This is a genomic window from Fontibacter flavus, assembly GCF_042432905.1.
Classification (GTDB): domain Bacteria; phylum Bacteroidota; class Bacteroidia; order Cytophagales; family Cyclobacteriaceae; genus Fontibacter; species Fontibacter flavus.
Genome location: NZ_JBHLWI010000040.1, coordinates 71,296 through 91,289, shown reverse-complemented (window position 1 = coordinate 91,289; position 19,994 = coordinate 71,296). Strand labels below are relative to the sequence as shown.

At 41.0% G+C, this 19,994-nt stretch carries 15 protein-coding genes; 3 read left to right on the top strand and 12 right to left on the bottom strand.

Features of this window, described 5'->3' with window-relative positions:
- Positions 1-100: 100 nt before the first annotated feature.
- On the bottom strand, positions 101-901 hold the full coding sequence (locus tag ACFFIP_RS14850; protein WP_382388477.1) for an endonuclease/exonuclease/phosphatase family protein: 801 nt from the start codon (positions 899-901) through the stop codon (positions 101-103).
- Between the two features lie 156 nt (positions 902-1,057).
- Here ACFFIP_RS14850 and ACFFIP_RS14845 point away from each other — a divergent pair, with 156 nt between their 5' ends.
- The 3 genes from ACFFIP_RS14845 to feoB all read left to right on the top strand — a co-directional run bounded on the left by ACFFIP_RS14845 (position 1,058) and on the right by feoB (position 5,257).
- A complete protein-coding gene (locus ACFFIP_RS14845) occupies positions 1,058-2,836 on the top strand; it encodes an alpha-L-fucosidase (protein WP_382388476.1) in 1,779 nt (592 codons plus the stop codon).
- A 69-nt stretch (positions 2,837-2,905) separates the two neighbouring features.
- The gene (locus tag ACFFIP_RS14840; RefSeq protein ID WP_382388475.1) at positions 2,906-3,130 is read left to right on the top strand and encodes a FeoA family protein; all 225 of its coding nucleotides are present in this window, start codon (positions 2,906-2,908) and stop codon (positions 3,128-3,130) included.
- 3 nt (positions 3,131-3,133) lie between these two features.
- Positions 3,134-5,257 carry a ferrous iron transport protein B gene (gene feoB / locus ACFFIP_RS14835; RefSeq protein WP_382388474.1) on the top strand — a complete coding sequence of 708 codons (2,124 nt, stop codon included), beginning with the start codon at positions 3,134-3,136 and terminating at the stop codon, positions 5,255-5,257.
- Positions 5,258-5,506: 249 nt separating this feature from the next.
- Here feoB and ACFFIP_RS14830 read toward each other — a convergent pair whose 3' ends face one another.
- The 11 genes from ACFFIP_RS14830 to ACFFIP_RS14780 all read right to left on the bottom strand — a co-directional run bounded on the left by ACFFIP_RS14830 (position 5,507) and on the right by ACFFIP_RS14780 (position 19,867).
- The gene (locus tag ACFFIP_RS14830) at positions 5,507-6,889 is read right to left on the bottom strand and encodes a RagB/SusD family nutrient uptake outer membrane protein (RefSeq protein ID WP_382388473.1); all 1,383 of its coding nucleotides are present in this window, start codon (positions 6,887-6,889) and stop codon (positions 5,507-5,509) included.
- Between the two features lie 17 nt (positions 6,890-6,906).
- Entirely contained in the window at positions 6,907-9,888 is a 2,982-nt protein-coding gene (locus ACFFIP_RS14825; protein ID WP_382388472.1) for a SusC/RagA family TonB-linked outer membrane protein, read from the bottom strand.
- A 248-nt stretch (positions 9,889-10,136) separates the two neighbouring features.
- On the bottom strand, positions 10,137-11,657 hold the full coding sequence (locus tag ACFFIP_RS14820) for a M20/M25/M40 family metallo-hydrolase (protein WP_382388471.1): 1,521 nt from the start codon (positions 11,655-11,657) through the stop codon (positions 10,137-10,139).
- A 372-nt stretch (positions 11,658-12,029) separates the two neighbouring features.
- On the bottom strand, positions 12,030-12,737 hold the full coding sequence (locus ACFFIP_RS14815; protein ID WP_382388470.1) for an SIMPL domain-containing protein: 708 nt from the start codon (positions 12,735-12,737) through the stop codon (positions 12,030-12,032).
- Positions 12,738-12,947: 210 nt separating this feature from the next.
- Positions 12,948-13,793 carry a prephenate dehydrogenase gene (locus tag ACFFIP_RS14810; RefSeq protein ID WP_382388469.1) on the bottom strand — a complete coding sequence of 282 codons (846 nt, stop codon included), beginning with the start codon at positions 13,791-13,793 and terminating at the stop codon, positions 12,948-12,950.
- 19 nt (positions 13,794-13,812) lie between these two features.
- Positions 13,813-14,970 (bottom strand): pyridoxal phosphate-dependent aminotransferase, encoded by a 1,158-nt coding sequence (locus ACFFIP_RS14805; protein ID WP_382388468.1) that lies wholly within the window; start codon positions 14,968-14,970, stop codon positions 13,813-13,815.
- A gap of 26 nt (positions 14,971-14,996) precedes the next feature.
- Positions 14,997-15,812, bottom strand: coding sequence for a prephenate dehydratase (locus ACFFIP_RS14800; RefSeq protein WP_382388467.1), 816 nt, complete (start codon positions 15,810-15,812; stop codon positions 14,997-14,999).
- A 3-nt stretch (positions 15,813-15,815) separates the two neighbouring features.
- Positions 15,816-16,184 (bottom strand): DMT family protein, encoded by a 369-nt coding sequence (locus ACFFIP_RS14795; protein WP_382388466.1) that lies wholly within the window; start codon positions 16,182-16,184, stop codon positions 15,816-15,818.
- A 42-nt stretch (positions 16,185-16,226) separates the two neighbouring features.
- A complete protein-coding gene (gene aroA, locus ACFFIP_RS14790; RefSeq protein WP_382388465.1) occupies positions 16,227-17,432 on the bottom strand; it encodes a 3-phosphoshikimate 1-carboxyvinyltransferase in 1,206 nt (401 codons plus the stop codon).
- Between the two features lie 27 nt (positions 17,433-17,459).
- Complete coding sequence (gene aroB / locus ACFFIP_RS14785) at positions 17,460-18,497, bottom strand: 3-dehydroquinate synthase (protein ID WP_382388464.1); 1,038 nt, start codon at positions 18,495-18,497, stop codon at positions 17,460-17,462.
- 272 nt (positions 18,498-18,769) lie between these two features.
- A complete protein-coding gene (locus ACFFIP_RS14780) occupies positions 18,770-19,867 on the bottom strand; it encodes a chorismate mutase (RefSeq protein WP_382388463.1) in 1,098 nt (365 codons plus the stop codon).
- Between the last annotated feature and the right edge of the window lie 127 nt (positions 19,868-19,994).

Here is a 19,994-nt window from a genome sequence, read left to right as displayed (position 1 = left end):
TTTACAGAAAAGAGCATATTTTCAATGCTTTTCTGGTCAATAAACCTGATAGTTCTTTGATAATTTTCAATCATGACAAAAATGGTTATTCATTTGGTCACTATTGAAAGCTTACCACTGTATACACTGGCAAATGATCTGAGTGGGCAATACCTTCCATTACTTGGAAATCCTTGACATGCCAGGTGGCATTTTTGACCAGCCAGATATAATCTATTCTGATGTTGGGCTGATCTGTAGGATAGGTGTTTTTTGTTTCACCAAAAACCTTAGCCGCATCAAGAAAATCCTCACTCATCAGCACATATCCTCCTTCTAAAGGCTCAAAATTAAAATCACCCACTACCACGACAGGGTGTGAATATCCTTTAAAGTAATCTTTGATCCCTTTGACCTGAGCAGTGCGGTTTTCCTCAAATTCATGGCATAAATGGGTGCCAGCAAAGGTAATCTTACGTCCATCTTCAAATTCTACATGAGCCACAGCCATGCTCCTTCCTTCTCCGCCCATAGGGGTGGGTAGAGATACCGATTCAAAAACAGCATTTTGCCTGACTAGAACCGCTTCCCCATATCCACCCTCACTAAAGTCAATGGCTTTGGCAAAAAAACCATTCATACCAGATGATTTTGCCCAAATGTCTGTCAAATCGAGTTTGCTCCCCGCAAAACCTGCTGTCCTCAACGTCATACTATCCACCTCCTGCAATGCCAAAAAGTCTGGCTTAATCATTTTGATCAGTGCTGTAACATCACCCATATTAGAAGTCCCCCTTTGATAGGGGTTTTCTCCATGATAGATATTATAGCTCATGATCCTCAGTTCAAGAGGATGTTGCTGGGCAATAGAATTTGGTATCATCAAAATAAAAAAGAGAAATACGATCAATAATTTGTCCATATCCTAAAACTTTGAAAGGATTCTTAAATTAAGCATTTTCCTCTTGATATGTTCGATTTCCAAAGAAGATGGAAACAAAATTGAAAAAAGGGTTAATTTCATACCAACCAAGGACATCAATGTTACTTAGCTTTGGATTGACATAAATACAAATAAATGAGACTGATTTTCTATTTCATTTTTGCCTTTAATCTACTGCTCCCAAAGAGCATGATGGCTCAGGAATCCCGGACAGATTGGTGGACAGATGCCCGATTCGGAATGTTCATCCATTGGGGCCTCTACAGTGGTGCTGAAGGTCTTTGGAAAGGGGAAAAAATCAGACATTTCAACAACTATGCTGAATGGATAAAGTACCGAAACCGCATTCCTACTGAAGAGTATGGGAAATTAGCAGAGCGATTTGTCTGGGATGATATCAATCCTGAGGAGTGGGTGCTTTTGGCGAAAAACGCAGGGATGCATTACATCACCATCACTGCCAAACATCATGATGGTTTTGCCTTATGGGACACAAAAGTCGGTTCGTATAGCTTCAAAAACTACGACCCCAAGAGCCGGGACATCATTGCTGAACTTGCTGATGCCTGTAAAAAGCATGATATGAAATTGGGGTTTTACTACTCTCATTGGGTAGACTGGGAACATCCCTATGGCTGGGACCACAACAGGGAATTGACAAAAGACCTTACTGATGCGCAGTTTGACCAATATTGGCAAGAGAAAGTAATCCCTCAAATACAAGAACTCCTTACTAATTATGGTGATATCGCAATGCTTTGGTTTGATATGTGGATTCCTCATCAGCAGACCATTGTCAAGGAAAGGCAATTGCGTCAAATAATCGACATGGTCAGGGAACTTCAGCCTGCCTGTTTGATCAATTCAAGACTAGGATTACCGGTTTCGGATCCTGAAATTGACTTTGAAACTTTGGGCGATAACCAACTAGGTGCGGTCTATCAAAACAACCCTTGGCAGACCCCTGGTACAATTGCCCACTCTTGGGGATATCATGCCCTGGAGAATGACTGGAAATCCACGAATCAACTTTTGCAGGCATTGATCAATAATGTAAGCCTGAACGGAAACTTCATGTTGAATATTGGCCCTAGAGCAGATGGATCATTGCCCTATGAATCCATTTCAAGATTGGAAGACATGGGCAAATGGCTTGCCATCAATGGGGAGTCAATTTACAAAGCAGGAGGTTTAGAATTGAGGGCTAGGCAATATGACTGGGGTAAAATCACTTACAAAAGAGAAGGGACTGCCAATAAGGTCTACCTTCATGTCTTCAATTGGCCTTTGGATAGAATTCTCAGGTTCACTGGCATCCTAAACAAACCTTCCTCTGTTTATTTGCTTTCGGATAAGCTTCAAAATCCTTTAGAATTCAAGCAGTCAGGACCTAGCCTACATATAGCATTACCTCATAAACAGCCCGATCCATACATTTCGGTTTTGGTATTGGAATATGAAAACAATTTGGAATTAGAAACTAAAGTGGCAGCAGAGTCCTCTTTTGGAGGAGTCTCATTGAATTATTCCAATGAACTTCTGCAACTCAATAAATCCACCAAACTTGACAGGGTTTCTCCTGAATACATTTCACTGGAAAAAGAAACAAAACTTGAATGGCAGGTATATATGAAGGAAGCAGGGGAAAAACAACTGAGTATTTCCTATGCCAACCCCTCCAAAACTCCTGTTGAAATCAGTGTAGGCAACGATACACAAAAAAGTATTCAGGCTTTCTTGTCACCAACCGGAAAAATTGTGGTCGAACCAAATGAGAATTTCTACACAGAAGAGTTTGTGGATTCCCATTTAAGCAGAATGGACTTCCCTGAACCCGGATATTATACTATTACTTTAAATGCCAAGTTAGACAAAGGTGAAAAGCTGAGGTTAAATTGGATCTGGATCGAGTAAAACTTTTAGGATTTTATATTTATTCAATCCAAATAAAGCTTAAATTGCAGGCCAAATCAAAACCTGCTCATGTTAACTGCTGACCAATTGGCCATAGGACAGAATGCGAGATTAGAGGAAATCAAATCATCTCCTTTGACCATAAATTTTCTTGAAATGGGTTTTCTTCCGGGCAAACAGCTTACGGTCGTCAAGAAGGCTCCTTTTAAGGGTCCAATTGCATTTCTGATAGATGGAAACATCATTGCTCTCCGAACGCAAGAGGCAAGTCTTCTTGAGGTCAGTCCCCTTTAATCCATGGAAACCTTAACTCCTTCCAAAATCCGGAAAATTGCCATCATTGGAAACCCAAATGTGGGAAAGTCCAGCATCTTTAATCAGCTTACTGGGATGAGTCAGAAAGTAGGCAATTATCCTGGGGTTACCGTTGATAAAACTACCGGATACTACAGAAAAGGGGAAAAAAGTTTCGAAATTATTGATTTGCCGGGAACCTACAGTCTTTATCCAAAATCAGAAGATGAAGTTATTGCCCACAGGGTTTTGAACGGACTGGATGATGGAGGGAAACTTGATGCTGTATTGGTGGTATTGGATGGTACCAACCTAGAAAGGAGCTTGCTTTTGGGAACTCAGGTGATGGATTTAGGCATTCCAGCTGCTTTTATCATCAATATGCAGGATTTGGCCATCAAAAAAGGGATTGAAATCAAAATTTTTGAACTGTATAAGGCTCTGGGAGTCCCCTTAGTACTGACAGATGCTAGAAAAAGTGAAGGAATTGATAAAATCCGGGACCTTATTTCAGGTGAAAAATTTGAAAAAGCTAAACCATTCCTCGCAGTCGATACATTCATAGAAGGAAATGTATTGGATTTGATCCGACAAAAGTTCGGATTCCAAACTCCTTACCAGGCTTTCCAATTTTTGGTTTTTTCAGCTTTTGACAAGACTATTTCACAGGAAGACCTCACTTGGATACAGCAACACCTTTCAAAGCCTGTTGAAAGCTACGGTCAGGTTCAAGTTCAGGAAACCCAATCCCGTTATCAAAAAATAAACAGTATTCTTGAAAAGTGTATCATCAGGACACCTGTTCAATCCAAAAACTTCACCCTATCCTTAGATAAATTTTTGCTGCATCCAGTTTTGGGCTATGCGTTCTTCCTGGCAGTGATGTTATTGATTTTCCAGGCCATCTTTGCTTGGGCAGAGGTACCTATGGATCTGATAGATGAAACATTCGCTTTTTTTGGTTCTTGGATTTCAAATCATCTTCCTCCGGGGATTTTCACTGATCTTTTGGCTGAAGGTATCATTCCTGGAATTGGAGGGATCGTTATTTTCATCCCGCAAATTGCCTTACTATTTGGTTTTCTGGCATTTTTGGAGGACACCGGTTACATGTCAAGGGTTGTATTCCTGATGGACAGGATTATGAGGCCTTTTGGCCTTCATGGTAAAAGTGTGGTTCCCTTGATTTCAGGTTTGGCCTGTGCCATTCCAGGCATCATGGCCACAAGAAGTATCAGTAATGTGAAGGAAAAGCTGATTACCATATTAGTCACTCCTTGGATGTCCTGTTCCGCAAGGCTACCTGTTTACATCATATTGATCGGACTGACTGTACCTGATGAACCGTATTTTGGGATCAGTCTGCAGGCATTGGCACTTTTGGCCATGTATCTTTTGGGGGTAATAGGTACTTTGGGGGGTGCCCTGATACTGAACTTCATCTTAAAAAATCAAGGAAGCAGTTATTTCATGACAGATCTGCCGATTTATCGTTTCCCGAGATGGAAAGCTGTTTTGCTGACCATGTACAGTAAATCTAAAACCTTTGTCTTTGAAGCGGGAAAAGTAATTTTATCCATTTCCATTGTACTTTGGGTACTGGCCTCCTATGGTCCGGCAGAAAAAATGGCTGCACTGGCTCAAGAAAAAGAAGAACTGTTGGCCAACAGCGCAGAGGAGGAGCATGATCCTATTGAGGAATTATATGCCTCTAAAGCGTTGGAATCTTCATTCATCGGAATTTTGGGAAAAGGTATTGAACCTGTGATCAAACCTTTGGGCTATGATTGGAAGATCGGCATTGCCCTGATCACTTCTTTTGCAGCACGGGAGGTATTTGTGGCTACGATTGCCACCATTTATAGCATTGGGGGCGATTTGGAAAATGAATTGACCATTAGAGAAAAACTGGACCAAGAGGTCAACCCTAATACTGGAGAAAAAGTATTCAATAAAGCGACTGCATTCTCCTTAATGGTCTTTTATGCCTTTGCCATGCAGTGTATGAGCACCTTGGCAGTCGTGTATCGGGAGACAAAAAGCTGGAAATGGCCAGCCCTTCAAACTATCGTCATGACTGGATTTGCTTATCTGGCAGCATTGATCACCTATAATTTATTCTCTTAATATGTGGCAGGAAATATTGGTTTTCGGACTATTCGCACTGGTATTAGGTCTTTGGCTAATAAAAATTTTTAAACCCAACCAAAAGAAGAAAAGTGGAAATTGCGTTTGCGAGAAATGCGGATAATTCAGGAAGCCTATCTAGCATCTTTTCTTTAATCTTCCATTCAATTCAAAAGAACTTCTAAAAAAGTGAAAGATAATAAAAGGGCACTTCATTTGAAGCGCCCTTTTTGTTTATTGATTATTGGATTAATTGCCAATATAGCTATCCCAATTCAATTCAGACTGAGGGTGAGGGAACTGTGTAAAGACTGTACCACCATCAAATGAAACATCAATTTCATTCAACTTATTGTACCTTCTTGCATCAATCCATCTATGGCCCCAAGGCTCAGCCCAAAGAGAATACCTTCTTTGATAAAGGATTTCATTGATCAGGGCATCTTGGGTAGTGGCTCCTGTATAAGGACCAATTCCAGCAGCATTTCTGATAATGTCTATTGCCTGAACAGCTTCTGTTGTTTGACCAAGATTAGCATGTGCTTCGGCTTTTAACAAAATCAATTCTTCATTTCTAATGAATGGAATAGGTGAAGTGTTGGAAGCCCATCTTTTATCCTGATACCTACCTTCCAATGTACCGGCATCAGTAGATACGGTCACAGGAGGAGCTGTTCTTTCCAGCATTTTATTGGCAACCCTGAGATCACCCGGAGTTGCATCACGGATTACGGAAGGATGGACCACAATCATTGTAGTCACCAATGCGTTTGGCACATAGTATAATGGATTGAAAGCATCAGGTGGTGCACCAAATGGATGGGCAGGACCTGCATTCAGGTTACCATTCAAATCCATAAAGGAGCCTTGTAAAGCAGTCAAAACACCTTGCCAATCCTTTCTGTAAGCATTCAACCTAGCGGCTACTGCTCTGTTAACCTGTCTCAATGCCGCATTGGTATTGAAACTTGCAAATCCAGGAGTAAGTCTTAAAGGAAAATTACCTCCTCCAGCAGAGGAAAGGTCCTGATCACCTTCATCCAGCACGGTTTTGATATGATCCAATGCAGCTTCATAAGTCACAAAGGGACCTGGATTCAAAGGGTCAGCAACGTCAATTCTGATACCATTCTGATATACAAAGTTTGCTGGTATCATGAACTGATAACCTTTGATGGTTTTAGCAAATCCAGCAATTGCACTGCGATCTGTAGCTGAAAGTGTAGATGCGTTTTGAGCAGCTGCAATCAATACATCAGCTTGCTTAATCGCCTGATAAGGGGAAGCCCAAGAGCCACCTCCTGTAGCACCAAAGCCAAAGTATGCCCTATCTGGCGTCCTTCCTGCCTGTCCCAACCAATCAGTTTGAAACCTAGGATCAGATCCATTAAGATACCATGTTTCTCTACCAAAGGCATTCCATGCTTGGGAAACATTGGTGACATAGCCCCTATGTCTGAATTCCAGTCCTGTCAACAAGAATTGTATCTGTTCTCTGGATGCGTTATTACTGACACTTTCAACTGAAGGGTTATTGGGATCAATAATTTCATCCAATTGGAGCGGATTACAGGCAATTAAGCTACCTACTGCCAATGCCGCCATTCCTAAATATTTATGTAATGTTTTCATGATTCTCAGCTTTTGGTTTAGAAGTCAATTGTCAAATGGAAGAATATCCTTCTTGGAGTTGGATAAGGAGTAATATCCACGTTGTTAGCCACAGCCTGAGCACCGAAAGTAGATGTTTCCGGATCATAACCATAATAATTGGTGAATAGGAATGCATTGTTTACAGAAGTACCAATCCTAACATTTTCTACACTGTTGCCGAACATTTGTGTCAAAGATGCTTTAGGAACGTTATAATAAAGCCCTATTTCTCTTATTTTCAAGAAAGTAGCATCCTGAACCCATCTACCTGCATTGTTGAAAGGTGCTGGTGGTCTTTGTCTCCCATTAGGAACTCCATCACCATCATCATCGTCAAACCAGCCTTTTGTGGTACCGCCGGAATCTGTCAAGAAAGTACTCAAGTTAATGTTATCACCTCCTTTTCTGTATTCCATCAAGAAAGAGAATTCAAAATTTCTGGCAAATGTGAAATTATTCACCATGGACATATTGAATTTCGGCTGAGCATTTCCCCAAATAGTAAAGCCTCCTGGAATATTTGGATCAGCCGGTGTACCCACTATGGTTGTCGGTGAATATCCCTGCGCATATAAGAAAGTACCCAATGCAGAACCAAAACCACCCGCCAAATAAGTAGGTATACCCAATCTTGTCATATTCAGTCTATTGTGCCAATACAATACTCTTGAAGTCCATCTGAAATTAGGCTTATCTACAACAGTACCGAACAGCGCCAATTCAACACCTTTATTCTGTAACTCTGCCTCATTACTAGGAGTAGAAGTCACACCGGTAGAAGGAGAGAGGTTAAGATTTTGGATATTGTTCTGTGTGTTCTTAATGTAGTAAGTCGCTTCCAATCCCAATCTGTTATTGAAAAATCCAGCATCCACACCGAATTCCAATTCTGTTGCAGACTCAGGAATGATTTGGGTATTTCCAATCTGAGCAGAAACTACTGAACCAAGCAACCCACCAATATTAGCACCTCCAAGTGGGGTGAAAGTCTGTCCAAATGCTACAGGACCAGCAGTCTCACCATAAGCAATTCTAGGTTTCAAAGCTGATACGGTTGACTTATTTGTCCAGAAATCAAAATTGGCCAAGTTAACAGCCAAGGAAGCTCTTGGGAAAGCAAAGAATTTATTAGGATCACCGTTCAATGTTGATTTATCCCATCTGATACCAACAGTACCGATAATCTTATCTTCATAGTTGGCCTCTTGCTGCAAGAAAACACCTGCTTCCTGAATTTCAGAGAAGAACTGTTGGTCAATTTGCTGCACAGTGGCTTGTTGGATATTGGTTTGCCCAGGTGCTAATCCCCTGCCTCTATTGAAAAGGGCATCATTTTTAAAGTCAAGTCTTACCAAACCAGCCTGGGAATTCATGTTCACCTTACCCAAGTTCCAGTTGTACACCAATACACCTTGGATATTGGTATTGAAACTTTCCTGCTTGCCCCAAAGTACATCACCTGGATTCGCTTGCGCTCTTTGGAACTGAAGGAATTCAGGAAGGTACACCAAAGATGTGTTTTGAAGGAAATCCAAACCACCAGCCAATTGGAACTTCAGGAAACTGTTAGTAGACTTATAAATATCCGCATCCAATGTGAATGATTGTACAAAACGGTTGACTGTAGAGTTGTTGATGGCATTATCCGTAACTGCGACTGGGTTTTCAGAGAAATAAGGATTCACCGGATAGGTGCCGTCCGCATTTCTTCTGAGGTCATAATAGTTAGGAACATAAGAAATGTTGTATCCAATACTCGCCCCTGAGTTGTTTTGGTTACCTGTAAAACCCCTATCCGAATTACTTCTGATATAATTTGAAGAAACACCCAACTTAAACACATTGGAAATCTTATGATCAATATTTGCTCTCACAGAATATCTTTCAAAACCTGTATTTCTGATCGTTCCATCTTCAGAAGCAATATTTCCACTGACATAGAATTTCGTCTTGTCATTACCGCCTGTGACTGTAATTCTTGAATTAGATAAGGTAGCAGTATTGTTGTAGAAATAATCTTCATAATCAATAAAGGTATTGGTAGACTGAGCGGCTCTGAACCTTTCTAATTCAATTGGCCTCCTTGCTTCAGGGAAAAAGAAATTGATTTTCTCCTCACTCCAATCATCAACACCCAACAGTTTCAAAGGCTTCGCGAAACCTATATCCTGGGATAAAGACACTTTTGTTTTGCCTTCCGAACCTCTTTTGGTAGTAATGATAATTACACCGGCATTTGCCCTGGTTCCATAGATAGCGGCTGCGGACGGGCCTTTCAATACTTCAATTGACTCAATGTCATTCGGGTTCAAATCAGCTAGACGGTTGGCTCCATCATCTTGGTTTGATGCACCTGCTCCCGTTACAGAGGCCCTACCTGTTCTTTGAAAAGAATTGTTGATATACACCCCATCCAAAATAATCAAGGGCTGGGATGCACCACTCAAAGTAGAGATACCTCTTAATTGTATGGAGAAACCACCTCCTGGAGCACCTGAGTTGGATCTGATGGTGGCACCGGCAATTTTACCATAAAGGGCACCATCTGTAGTCTGAATAGTTGTGGTACCCACTAGGTCTTTTCCAGAAACCGAAGAAACTGCATTTGCCAAGTTACTCCTCTTCACTGAGGAGGCCAAACCGGTCACAATAACTTCTTCCAAATTGGTGGCATCCTGCTGCAACTGCACGTTCACTGTGTTCAATGAAGGGCTCACGTTGACATTTTTACTCAAATAACCTAGGGAAGAAATAACCAAGACTGCTTCTTGGTTCCCAGGAACATTGATTGAAAATCTACCATCAAGGTCCGTAACGGCACCCGTTGTGGTATTCCTGACAAGGATAGTCGCCCCAATCAGAGGCTCTCCTGTCCGCTCATCTGTCACAGTACCCGTCACGGAGTACTGTGCCCAGCTCCATCCTACCGTAAGCAGAAGGAGAAGCAGGGTTGTGCTGAATTTGTAAAATTTTTTCATAGGGTATAATTAAAATGCAGTATATACTACCACATGAAGATAAGAAATACCAAATTATTAAATCCAAAAAATCTCCATGAATGGTAAAAAAATCGAAAAAATCTACTCTCACCTGACAACCTGTATTTTTTCAAAAAATCTGCCTTAGATCATAAACATCTAATTTCTTTATAGTTATCAATTTACTGCCGCCGAAAAGAAAAAAACCTGATTGATCAGGTTTTTTTCTTTTCGGCAACAAATACAGTTTACAATTCCTGTGTCAGGATAGCCAAGGCTGTTTTGATCCCTTCTTTATAATTGCCCAGTCTGATGTTCTCATTGGGCCCATGTTGATTATTATCTGAGTTTACGGTCACGACAGTCACCGCCGGCACTTGAAGCGCATCCACAAATGGTGCAATTGGTAAGGACCCTCCACTGATCCTGATTTTGATAGGCTCCTTGCCAAAAGCCCTCATGTATGCCTTCTCCAACCAAAGCCCCGGCTCTGAATCAAAAGGTGTCCTAAAAGCCTGATAGGAAACACTTCCCTCCCATTTGATCAACTTTGGATATTTCACCCTTTCCGCATCCGTCGGATCACGGTCTAAAACATGGTATCCGTGGTCCTCAATATGCTTTCTCACCAAAGCAAACAACCTTTCCGGATCACTTTCCGGAACCAGGCGGATATCAATTTCAGCTGTGGCATCTGCCGGTACAATCGTTCTTACCTCATCGCCAACCCATCCAGAAGCCATTCCTCTGATATTCAAGGAAGGGTATTGAATGGATTCCTGGTAGGTACCGCCAACTTTATCTGTAGCTCCAATACCCAGCTTCCTTTTGATATCTGCTTCATTATCGGGAACCCGATCCAAGATCGCCTTTTCAGCATCCGTTAATTGAATACCATCATAAAAACCCGGAATGATTACTCTCCCCTCATCATCTTTCATAGAAGCCAGAAGTTGGGAAAGCCTGAAGGCCGGATTTGGAGCATAATTGCCATAATGTCCACTGTGCTGTGCCGCCCTAGGTCCAAATACGGTCAACGTAATCTGTGAAATACCTCTTGCTCCAAAACTTAGAGTAGGTTCATTGCTCAAATGTCTGGGACCATCCATGATCAACATCATATCAGCAGCCAGAATATCTTTATACTTTACTACTGATTCAGGCAAATAAGGCGACCCTATTTCCTCTTCAAAGTCAAGAATAATCTTCACATTATAATTGGGCATCTTGCCATGTTCAACCATCGCATCCCATGCAGTCAAAAACATGGCAAATGGACCTTTATCATCTGAAGATGATCTGGCAAAAATCCTCCATTCAGGATCATAAGAGTTTTCCAGAACTTCCATCGGCATCGCTTCCCATTTACCGCTATCATTCAACTTTTTCAATGTAGGCTGATAAGGATCTGCCTGTTCCCATCGCTTTCTATCAACAGGCTGCCCATCAATATGGAAATAAAAGAGTACTGTCTTTTTGGCTTTTGGCACCATCTTCTCAGCAAAAAGTAAGGGAAAGCCACCCGTCTCCAACCTTTTGGTATTCCACCCCCTGCCATCCAGATTCTCTTCACACCAGGTAATATTGGGTACCAGTTGTGAAGGATCATTGGAATCATTAGGAATGGAAACTAAATCCTGCAAATTTTGAATACCCTTAAGAAAATGAGCTTCCGTAACCGCATCAAGATCAAGCTGTTTTTTTTGTTGGGCCAATGTTACAGAAATAGCACTGACGTATACAAAGACTAGTGTTAAGATTTTTTTCATATTCTGGATTAGTAATCTTCCTAATTTAAGGCTTAGCGCAAATAAAAAAAAACCATTTTGACAAATGGTTTTTTCTTGTTCTCAAAACAGTGTGAAAGTTAAGCAGGTTAAAAAAATTAAGTTTTGTGTGCCCTGCTCAGTTACAAATGTCTTTAGAAAAAATTGTCTGAAAAGTCGCTTAATCACCCGATACAAATATACCAAAACCCAAAACACCAAAACATCCCCTGCACAGGGTATTTTTCACTTATTCAAAGGAAAATTTGTCTTAAAATTTGTACAATTCAAATAGATACATCACTTTTCAAACAATAAAAAAGCCTCTTTAAAGAGGCCTTTGTACCTGAAGTAGGAAAATAAGTATTCTGAATGTTATCGCTGAAAGGTAAAGGAGACAAAAACTTTGTCCGTCAGCTTCCTTTCCTCAGGTCTGAAGACTGGCTCTTCCATCATTGCTGCTGAATCAGATGCCATTAACATTTTGGATTCCCTCATCACAGGATAGAACATATTGCCCTGAGTGGTATAATTCACTTTCTGCACCTGGATTTTTTCAATTCCAAGACTTTTGGCAATGAGTTCTGCTTTATTCTTGGCATCGGCGATGGCCATTTCCAATAATTTATCCTGAGAATCTTTCCTAAGTTTATCAGAAATATTCAGCTGCACATTGAATCCCATATTGGCGGTCTGATGCAAGGTTTCGGTAATCTTGGCCAAGTCCTTTTCAATATCATTGACCAGAACTTTGATGTTTTGGGAGGCCACATAACCACTGTCCTTAGAAGTGCCTTTGGTATAAATCCTGTTTACATAGACGTAGTAATTGTCCACATAAAACTTAAAATCTTTAACACCTGATTTTTTCAGCGCATCCTCTATGGATTTGGTTTTTTTATTCAAAGCCTGTGTAGCATCAGCTACCTTCATGGCTTTCTCTGAAAGGGAAATCTGAATCAATGCCTCATCGGGCATGATGCTGATTTCACTTGAACCTTCAACTTCTATCAATGGAATATCTTGTGCCATAAGACCTAAAGATAAAAATAAAACGGGGAGCAACAGGAACGCTTTTTTCATAACAATGGATATTTAAGTTTTCGTAATTCCTCAATAATTTCGAAGGAATGCTTCATCAGCAAGATGAGGTTTTCTACATCCTTTATTCATCCGTATTTGGTCAAGTACAGGCCTTTTAATAATTATGAAACCTTAACTTGATATGCCCATACTTCCTACAAAATGATAGCTCAAAAAGCAGACCGCAATCTGGTTTTTTGGAATTTTTAACTATTTCAAATCCAAAATATCCCTGATGGCATTGATTTTCTCCATTTCCAAATACAGTCCCTCAACATCATCTGCAATGATCTTATCTCTAAATTTCGACAAATTTGAGATATACATACTCAATGCTTCGAGAATATTTTTTTTGTTTTCCGATAAAATTGGCGCCCACATCGCTGGTGATGACTTGGCTAAACGAACAGTGGACGCAAAACCACTTCCCGCCATATCAAATACATTTTTATCATCTTCCATTTTGTCCAAAACAGTTTTACCCAACATAAAGGAGGATATATGGGAAAGGTGTGACACAAATGCAAGCTGATTATCATGCTCTTCCGGATCCATAAACCTCAACTTCATATTCAAAGCCTCCAGCACTTCATAGGCCTTTCCTTTAAGATGCAAGTCGGTTTTCTCCATCTCACAAATGATAAAAACTTTCTTATCCAATAAATCCTCCTGTGCAGCCTTAGGGCCGGAGTATTCTGTCCCTGCGATCGGGTGACCAGCTAAATACTGGCTTCTTTTGGGATGGTTGGCCACAGATTGGCATAATTTCGCTTTGGTAGAGCCAAAATCCATGATCAATGTATCTTGTCCTGCCTGATCCAGACTTTCTTTTAAAATCCCTTCCAAGGAATCCGCTGGAGTTGCCAAAATCACGATATCCGTATCCGGATCTGCTTTATCCTTCGCCTCATCTATTATACCCAAAGTAAAAGCATCTTGAAGGTTCTTGGCATCCTTATCATATCCTGTAAAATGGATCTCGGGTTTGACTTTCTTTAAGGCCAATGAAAATGAGCCGCCGAGCAAACCGAGTCCAATAATGTGTATTTTTTTCATTTTAATCGTGTTTGAAATTTCAAGTGGAATAATCTGTCAATCTTATGATAGCTTCTTTGATTTTTGCTTCCGGGACACAAAGAGAAAACCTTATCCAACCCTCCCCATTTTGTCCGAATATATCGCCAGGTGTGACAAAAAGATGCTTGTGATATAAAAGGTCATCAACGAAGCGATGACAATCCTGTCCTTCCGGAAGTTTTGCCCAAACAAACATGCCTGCCGTATTTCGTGTATATTTTAACCCCAATTGATCTGCAAGCTCCCAGATCAGTAATCTTCTTCTCAAATAAATCTGGTTTAGATCCCTGTACCAATCCTTATCCAGCCCAAGAGCGGCAATAGCTCCTTTTTGGATACCCAGAAACATCCCTGAATCTACATTACTTTTGACCTTGGTGATTGCCTGGATAAAGTCCCTATTCCCTAGGACTGCACCTACCCGCCAACCTGCCATATTGCTGATCTTACTTAAGGAATTTAATTCCAACACAACTTCCTTGGCCTCAGGAATCTGAAAGATGCTGAATGGCTTTTCTTCCAGGATCAAACTGTATGGGTTGTCATTCACCAAAACAATATCATGGTCTTTAGCAAATTTCACCAACTTTTCCATCACCTCCGAAACCGCCCTTGTCCCGGTTGGCATATGGGGGTAATTTACCCACATTAGTTTTACTTTGCTTAAGTCTAGACGCTCCAGCTCCCCAAAATCAGGCAACCATTGGTTTTCTTCTTTCAGGTTATAGTAAACCGGATTTACCCCTAACATATTACTGACCGAAGTATAGGTAGGATAACCTGGATCAGGGACCAAGACCTGATCTCCTTCATTTAAAAAAGCCATTGATATATGCAATATCCCTTCTTTTGAACCCATCAAAGGCAATATTTCTTCAAGACCATTGATGTTCACCCCGTACTGTTTTTGGTAAAAATCCGCAAATGCAGTTCGCAAAGCAGGTATGCCCTGATAATTTTGATAACCATGTGAATCCTGGAATGATGCCGTTTGATTCAAAGCCTCTATGACTGAAGGGTGAGGTGGCAAATCCGGGCTTCCAATCCCCATATTGATCACAGGTTTTCCGGCTGATTGAAGCGCTTTCACCTCTTTCAGTTTAGTGGAGAAATAATATTCCTCTATGCTTGCTATCCTATTGGAAAAACCTTTCATTCCCTTAATTAATAGATTTTTACACCTTACTTTTTATTAAGGTATTCTCCGAACACCTTGACTTCGCCACCACTTGCTACGACCTTTTTCAATGCTTCTTGATATTTATCATAATCGGCAAACTGCATATCGAGAAAAAAAGCGTAGTTCCAGGGTTTATCCATCACTGGAACAGACTGGATTTTGCTGAGATCCATGTCACAATCGCTCAACAGCGACAGTAATTTTGCCAAACTCCCTTTTTCATTCCTGATGGTCACCTTAATAGACGCTTTATCTGGCATTTCAGAAGTTTTTTCTGGTTGCTTTTTCAGAAGGATAAAGCGGGTAAAATTATCCTTGACTGTTTGTATATCATACGCCAGGATTTCAAGACCATATATTTCTGCAGCTTTGGTACTGGCTATAGCACCTATCCCTTTAACCTTTTCATCAGAAATTCTCTTTGCAACAGAGGCTGTATCCACATCATCCATTAAACTGATCAATGGGTAGGCTTCAAAAAACTTCTTACACTGAAGCAATGCCATGGGATGTGACTTGACCTGTTGGATATCGCTCATCTGCTGCCCAGGAAAGGCCATCAAATTATGGGAAATGGGTAAATAATACTCTCCAATAATGGTTAATCCATACCGGTCTATCAACTCGTAATTCGGCAATATGGCGCCAGCAATTGAATTTTCGATGGCCATTACACCGACATCATCCTTACCCTCATTCACTGATCTGGCCACCTCTTCAAATGTCCTGTAGCCACTAATACCACAAGTTTCTCCAAAGCAATTGAGCGCAACTTGATGATGAAATGAACCTGGAATCCCTTGTATACCGACTTTCATAAGCTATTTTTTAAAAATGAAATACACGGCCAATACCAGAAAACCAAAGCCTATCACATGATTTACCCTTATACTCTCATTTTTAAAAAACAAAAATGTGAAAATCATAAAGACTACCAAGGTGATTACTTCCTGAAGCACTTTTAATTCGACCAAGGAAAATGGACCGCCATTTTCTTTGAATCCAATCCTATTGGCCGGTACTTGAAAGATATATTCAAAAAAGGCTATTCCCCAACTGATCAGGACAATAGCAATCAAACCTAAATTCTCAAACCAACGAAGTTCCTTAAACTTTAAATGCCCATACCAGGCAAAAGTCATGAAGGTGTTGGACAACACCAGAAGAAATATGGTCAGGATCCCTTTCATTCACCAAATTGTTTTGTCTGATTTTGTTTTTTTGAGTAATGTTTAACGGATCAAATCCACATGTTTCCAAAAACTCGGATAAGATTTATTGACCACATCAGGCTCTTCAATGACCACCCTGGTTTTGGTCATGAGGGGCATAAATGCCATGGCCATCCTGTGATCATCATAGGTGTGTATTTTTACCTCATGAGGCATTTCCACTGAAGGAATGACTGTGAATTCTTCAGGTGCAGTTTCTTCCAGAATGGCATTGAACTTTGCCAACTCCTGCTGAAGCGCATATATCCTATCTGTCTCCTTGATCCTCAGGCTTTCTAGCCCGGTGAACACCGATTTCTGCCCAATAATGGCACAACAGACTGCCACCGTCTGGGCCAGGTCGGGACAATCACTGAAATCCCAAGAAGTCAATCCTTTGACCTGCTGCTTGCTCAAATGAACGCCACCTGCTTTAAACTCGGTTTTCACCCCTAGCCTGTCCATAATCTCTACTATCTTGGAATCACCTTGAAGGCTTTCTTCCTTTAAACCTTCCAAAAACAGTTCGCCTTTTTCAGCACATGCTACTAAACTGAACCAATAACTCGCGCCCGACCAGTCACTTTCCACTGAAAAGACAGTTGGACGGTAATCCTGATGGGCTACCCTGATGATGTTCCCTTCCCAAATGCAGTCCACTCCAAATGACTTCATCAATTGGATGGTCATTTCAATATAGGTCCGGGATCCTACCTTCCCTTCCAGTTCCAGTTCCAGACCTTCGGGTAAAATTGGCGCAATCATCAACAGGGCAGATATATACTGACTACTCACATCTCCTCTGATTTTTACACGATGAGTCAGTTGTTCTTTGAGACCATGAACTGCCAAGGGAGGATAACCTTCCACATTCATATAATGGATCTCCGCTCCTATTTCGCGAAGGGCATCGACCAAAATCCCAATTGGTCTCTCACACATCCTTGCCGTCCCTGTCATCACTTTATGCTGACCTGTCACAGCAGCATAGGCTGTTAAAAAGCGCATGGTAGTCCCGGCATCCAGCACATCAAAAATAGGAGGATTTTCCTTCAACAAGCGGATCATGGTCTGGGTATCACGAGCTTCCGCTAAATTTTGGAGCTGATTCTCTCCTTTCGTAAGGGCATCTATGACCAAAGCCCTATTGCTTTCGCTCTTGGATGAAGGCAAAGGGATTTTGACAGATGAAAATGAAGCTATTTGATTAAGTACTATGGATTTCAATTTGAGCAGGCTTTTAGAGTTGAAAGCTTATTTCAATGTTTGATAATATTGGATGGAGGCCCTGATTTCATCCAGATTGACGGCAATGTTATAATCACAATTACCCAAATGCCTCAAGAGTGAAAAGTTAAGCGTCCCTCTTTCATTCTTTTTGTCTTGATAGCATAACATCATAATATCCTCAATATCCTCCTGTGGAATTTCAATCAACCCATATACCGACTGAATGGCCCCGACTATTTCTTCCATTTCTCCCCTGTGGAGCCCGCATTTGATATATGAAAGATACGCTTCACAAATCATCCCTATCGCAATGGCTTCTCCATGGAGCAAATGTCTTTCTGAATCCAGGTAAAAGGATTCAAAAGCATGTCCAATGGTATGACCGAAGTTGAGAATTTTCCTCAAACTGGATTCTTTTGGATCCTTTTCCACCACTTCTTTTTTGATGCTGATGGATTTTTCAATGATTTCTCTCCATGATTGGGTTTGCCAGCCTTCAATCTTAAGTGAATGAAAATAATTGGAATTCCTGATCAATCCATGTTTCAGGGCTTCAGCATAGCCCGACCTTAATTCACGCTCTGGAAGCGTCTTCAAAAAGAAATCTGAAATGATCACGGCATCAGGCTGTGTAAACACACCGATATGATTTTTGAAACCATTGAAATCAATCCCCAACTTCCCACCTACACTGGCATCGACCATAGATAATAAGGAGGTAGGAATATTGATAAAGCTTACACCTCTCTTATAAGTGGCAGCACAAAAGCCGCCCATGTCTCCCGTTACCCCTCCACCAAGATTGATGATGAGCGATTTTCGGTCAAAACCTTCATCTGTCATCCATTGCCATATATGCACACAGGTCTCAAGGTTTTTATTCGCTTCTCCCGCGGGGAAACTGAATTTTTTAGTATTGGCCGGCAAACTCCCTTCTATCACTGGAAGACAATGAATCGCTGTATGCGAATCCGTGATTACTCCTAATTGGGAAAAATGAAGCTGTCCCAGATAGGATTTCAGGTCTTCGGCTATATTGTTGGAAAATATAATGGACTCCAATTTGAATTGTTTTTAACAAAACTAATGATTAAATCAATAACTACGTAAGGATTCAGCATAATGTCAAGAAGGCAGCTTAAAGAAGTTGAATTCAAATGTTTCCTGAAAAACGGCACTTAATATCCGAATAGGGAACATTCAATGGATTCCTGCTCAAATGCCATCGAAAGCAATCTAACGATGATAGAGAGGCCATCTAAACTGAGTTCTTCTATCTTTTATGATCAAGCATGCAGGGATTAATTTCCTGCATGTCTGATCACTGTTGATGGTTATTTTTTAACCGGGTCAGCAGCACGCAACTGCTTTTCCTGTCTTTTTACTGATTCTTCATGAATGGTGTATAACAATTCTTTCATGAATTTTTCGCTGAGATTTTTAGCGACTCCCTTTTGTGTTCTGGACTCCATCACGTATTTCCATCTGTCAGATTGAAATACAGTCAAATGGTGCTCTCTTTTGTATGCACCTACCTGATCGATTAAGGAGAACCTTTCCTGTAATAAATCCAACAACTGATCATCAAGATGGTCAATCGCTACCCTTAGATCATTCAATCTTTCACCGGGATTTTCCTCTCCTAAAGTGTCCTTGAAGTCAATTTGGGAAAGAATTTCCTTTAATCTTGCCGGAGTCACCTGCTGCTTGGCATCAGACCATGCATTATCCGGGTCATGGTGGGTTTCAATCATCAAGCCATCCAAACCGAAATTGATGGCCCTTTGGGCAGTTTCCAGAATCCCTTCCCTGTTACCTACTATATGGCTTGGATCATTGATCACTTCCATTCCCTTCCACTCTCTTTTTAAGTGAATAGGCATAGACCAGTTCGGCTTGTTCCTAAACCTTTTATCATAGGAATCTGAGAATCCCCTATGGATGGCAGCCAGTTTCTTGATGCCTATAGCAGAGAACCTTTCAAGAGCCCCTAACCAAAGCTGAAGATCAGGATTCATAGGGTTTTTGACCATCACAGGAATATCCACACCTCTAAGGGCATCGGCAATCTCCTGAACTGCAAAAGGATTAACTGTTGTTCTTGCACCTACCCATAGGACATCTACTTTATGCTTCAGAGCCATTTCGACATGGGCTGCATTGCCCACTTCCGTAGTGATCGGAATGTTCAGATGATGCCTTACTATCTCCATCCATTTAAGACCATCTTCACCAATTCCTTCAAAAGATCCTGGCCTAGTTCTTGGCTTCCAAATCCCTGCGCGGAACATATCCGGTACCATATTTTCCTTTTTCATATCCAAACAGACTTTTTCAATCTGTTCAGGTGTTTCGGCACTACATGGGCCTGCGATGATGGTGTGACCTTGAAGGCCTAATCCCCAGTCTTTGATTTGTAAGTGGTCTTGCATGACAATTTAGGTTTAAATAAAAAAAGCCCGACTCTTTCGAATCGGGCTTTCTTTGGTTTATAGATTTTTATTTTTTTACCAGACAATAAGCAGCTCCGATTCGACCTTCAGGACGAAAGTAAAAGTA

Excerpts from the sequence above, each read along its gene's own strand:
- ACFFIP_RS14795 (WP_382388466.1), bottom strand. The coding sequence starts at position 16,184 with ATGAAAGGGATCCTGACCATATTTCTTCTGGTGTTGTCCAACACCTTC.
- ACFFIP_RS14830 (WP_382388473.1), bottom strand. The coding sequence starts at position 6,889 with ATGAAAACATTACATAAATATTTAGGAATGGCGGCATTGGCAGTAGGT.
- ACFFIP_RS14825 (WP_382388472.1), bottom strand. The coding sequence starts at position 9,888 with ATGAAAAAATTTTACAAATTCAGCACAACCCTGCTTCTCCTTCTGCTT.
- ACFFIP_RS14820 (WP_382388471.1), bottom strand. The coding sequence starts at position 11,657 with ATGAAAAAAATCTTAACACTAGTCTTTGTATACGTCAGTGCTATTTCT.
- ACFFIP_RS14805 (WP_382388468.1), bottom strand. The coding sequence starts at position 14,970 with ATGAAAGGTTTTTCCAATAGGATAGCAAGCATAGAGGAATATTATTTC.
- ACFFIP_RS14780 (WP_382388463.1), bottom strand. The coding sequence starts at position 19,867 with ATGCAAGACCACTTACAAATCAAAGACTGGGGATTAGGCCTTCAAGGT.
- ACFFIP_RS14845 (WP_382388476.1), top strand. The coding sequence starts at position 1,058 with ATGAGACTGATTTTCTATTTCATTTTTGCCTTTAATCTACTGCTCCCA.
- ACFFIP_RS14840 (WP_382388475.1), top strand. The coding sequence starts at position 2,906 with ATGTTAACTGCTGACCAATTGGCCATAGGACAGAATGCGAGATTAGAG.
- ACFFIP_RS14800 (WP_382388467.1), bottom strand. The coding sequence starts at position 15,812 with ATGAAAGTCGGTATACAAGGGATTCCAGGTTCATTTCATCATCAAGTT.
- ACFFIP_RS14815 (WP_382388470.1), bottom strand. The coding sequence starts at position 12,737 with ATGAAAAAAGCGTTCCTGTTGCTCCCCGTTTTATTTTTATCTTTAGGT.
- ACFFIP_RS14850 (WP_382388477.1), bottom strand. The coding sequence starts at position 901 with ATGGACAAATTATTGATCGTATTTCTCTTTTTTATTTTGATGATACCA.
- feoB (WP_382388474.1), top strand. The coding sequence starts at position 3,134 with ATGGAAACCTTAACTCCTTCCAAAATCCGGAAAATTGCCATCATTGGA.
- ACFFIP_RS14810 (WP_382388469.1), bottom strand. The coding sequence starts at position 13,793 with ATGAAAAAAATACACATTATTGGACTCGGTTTGCTCGGCGGCTCATTT.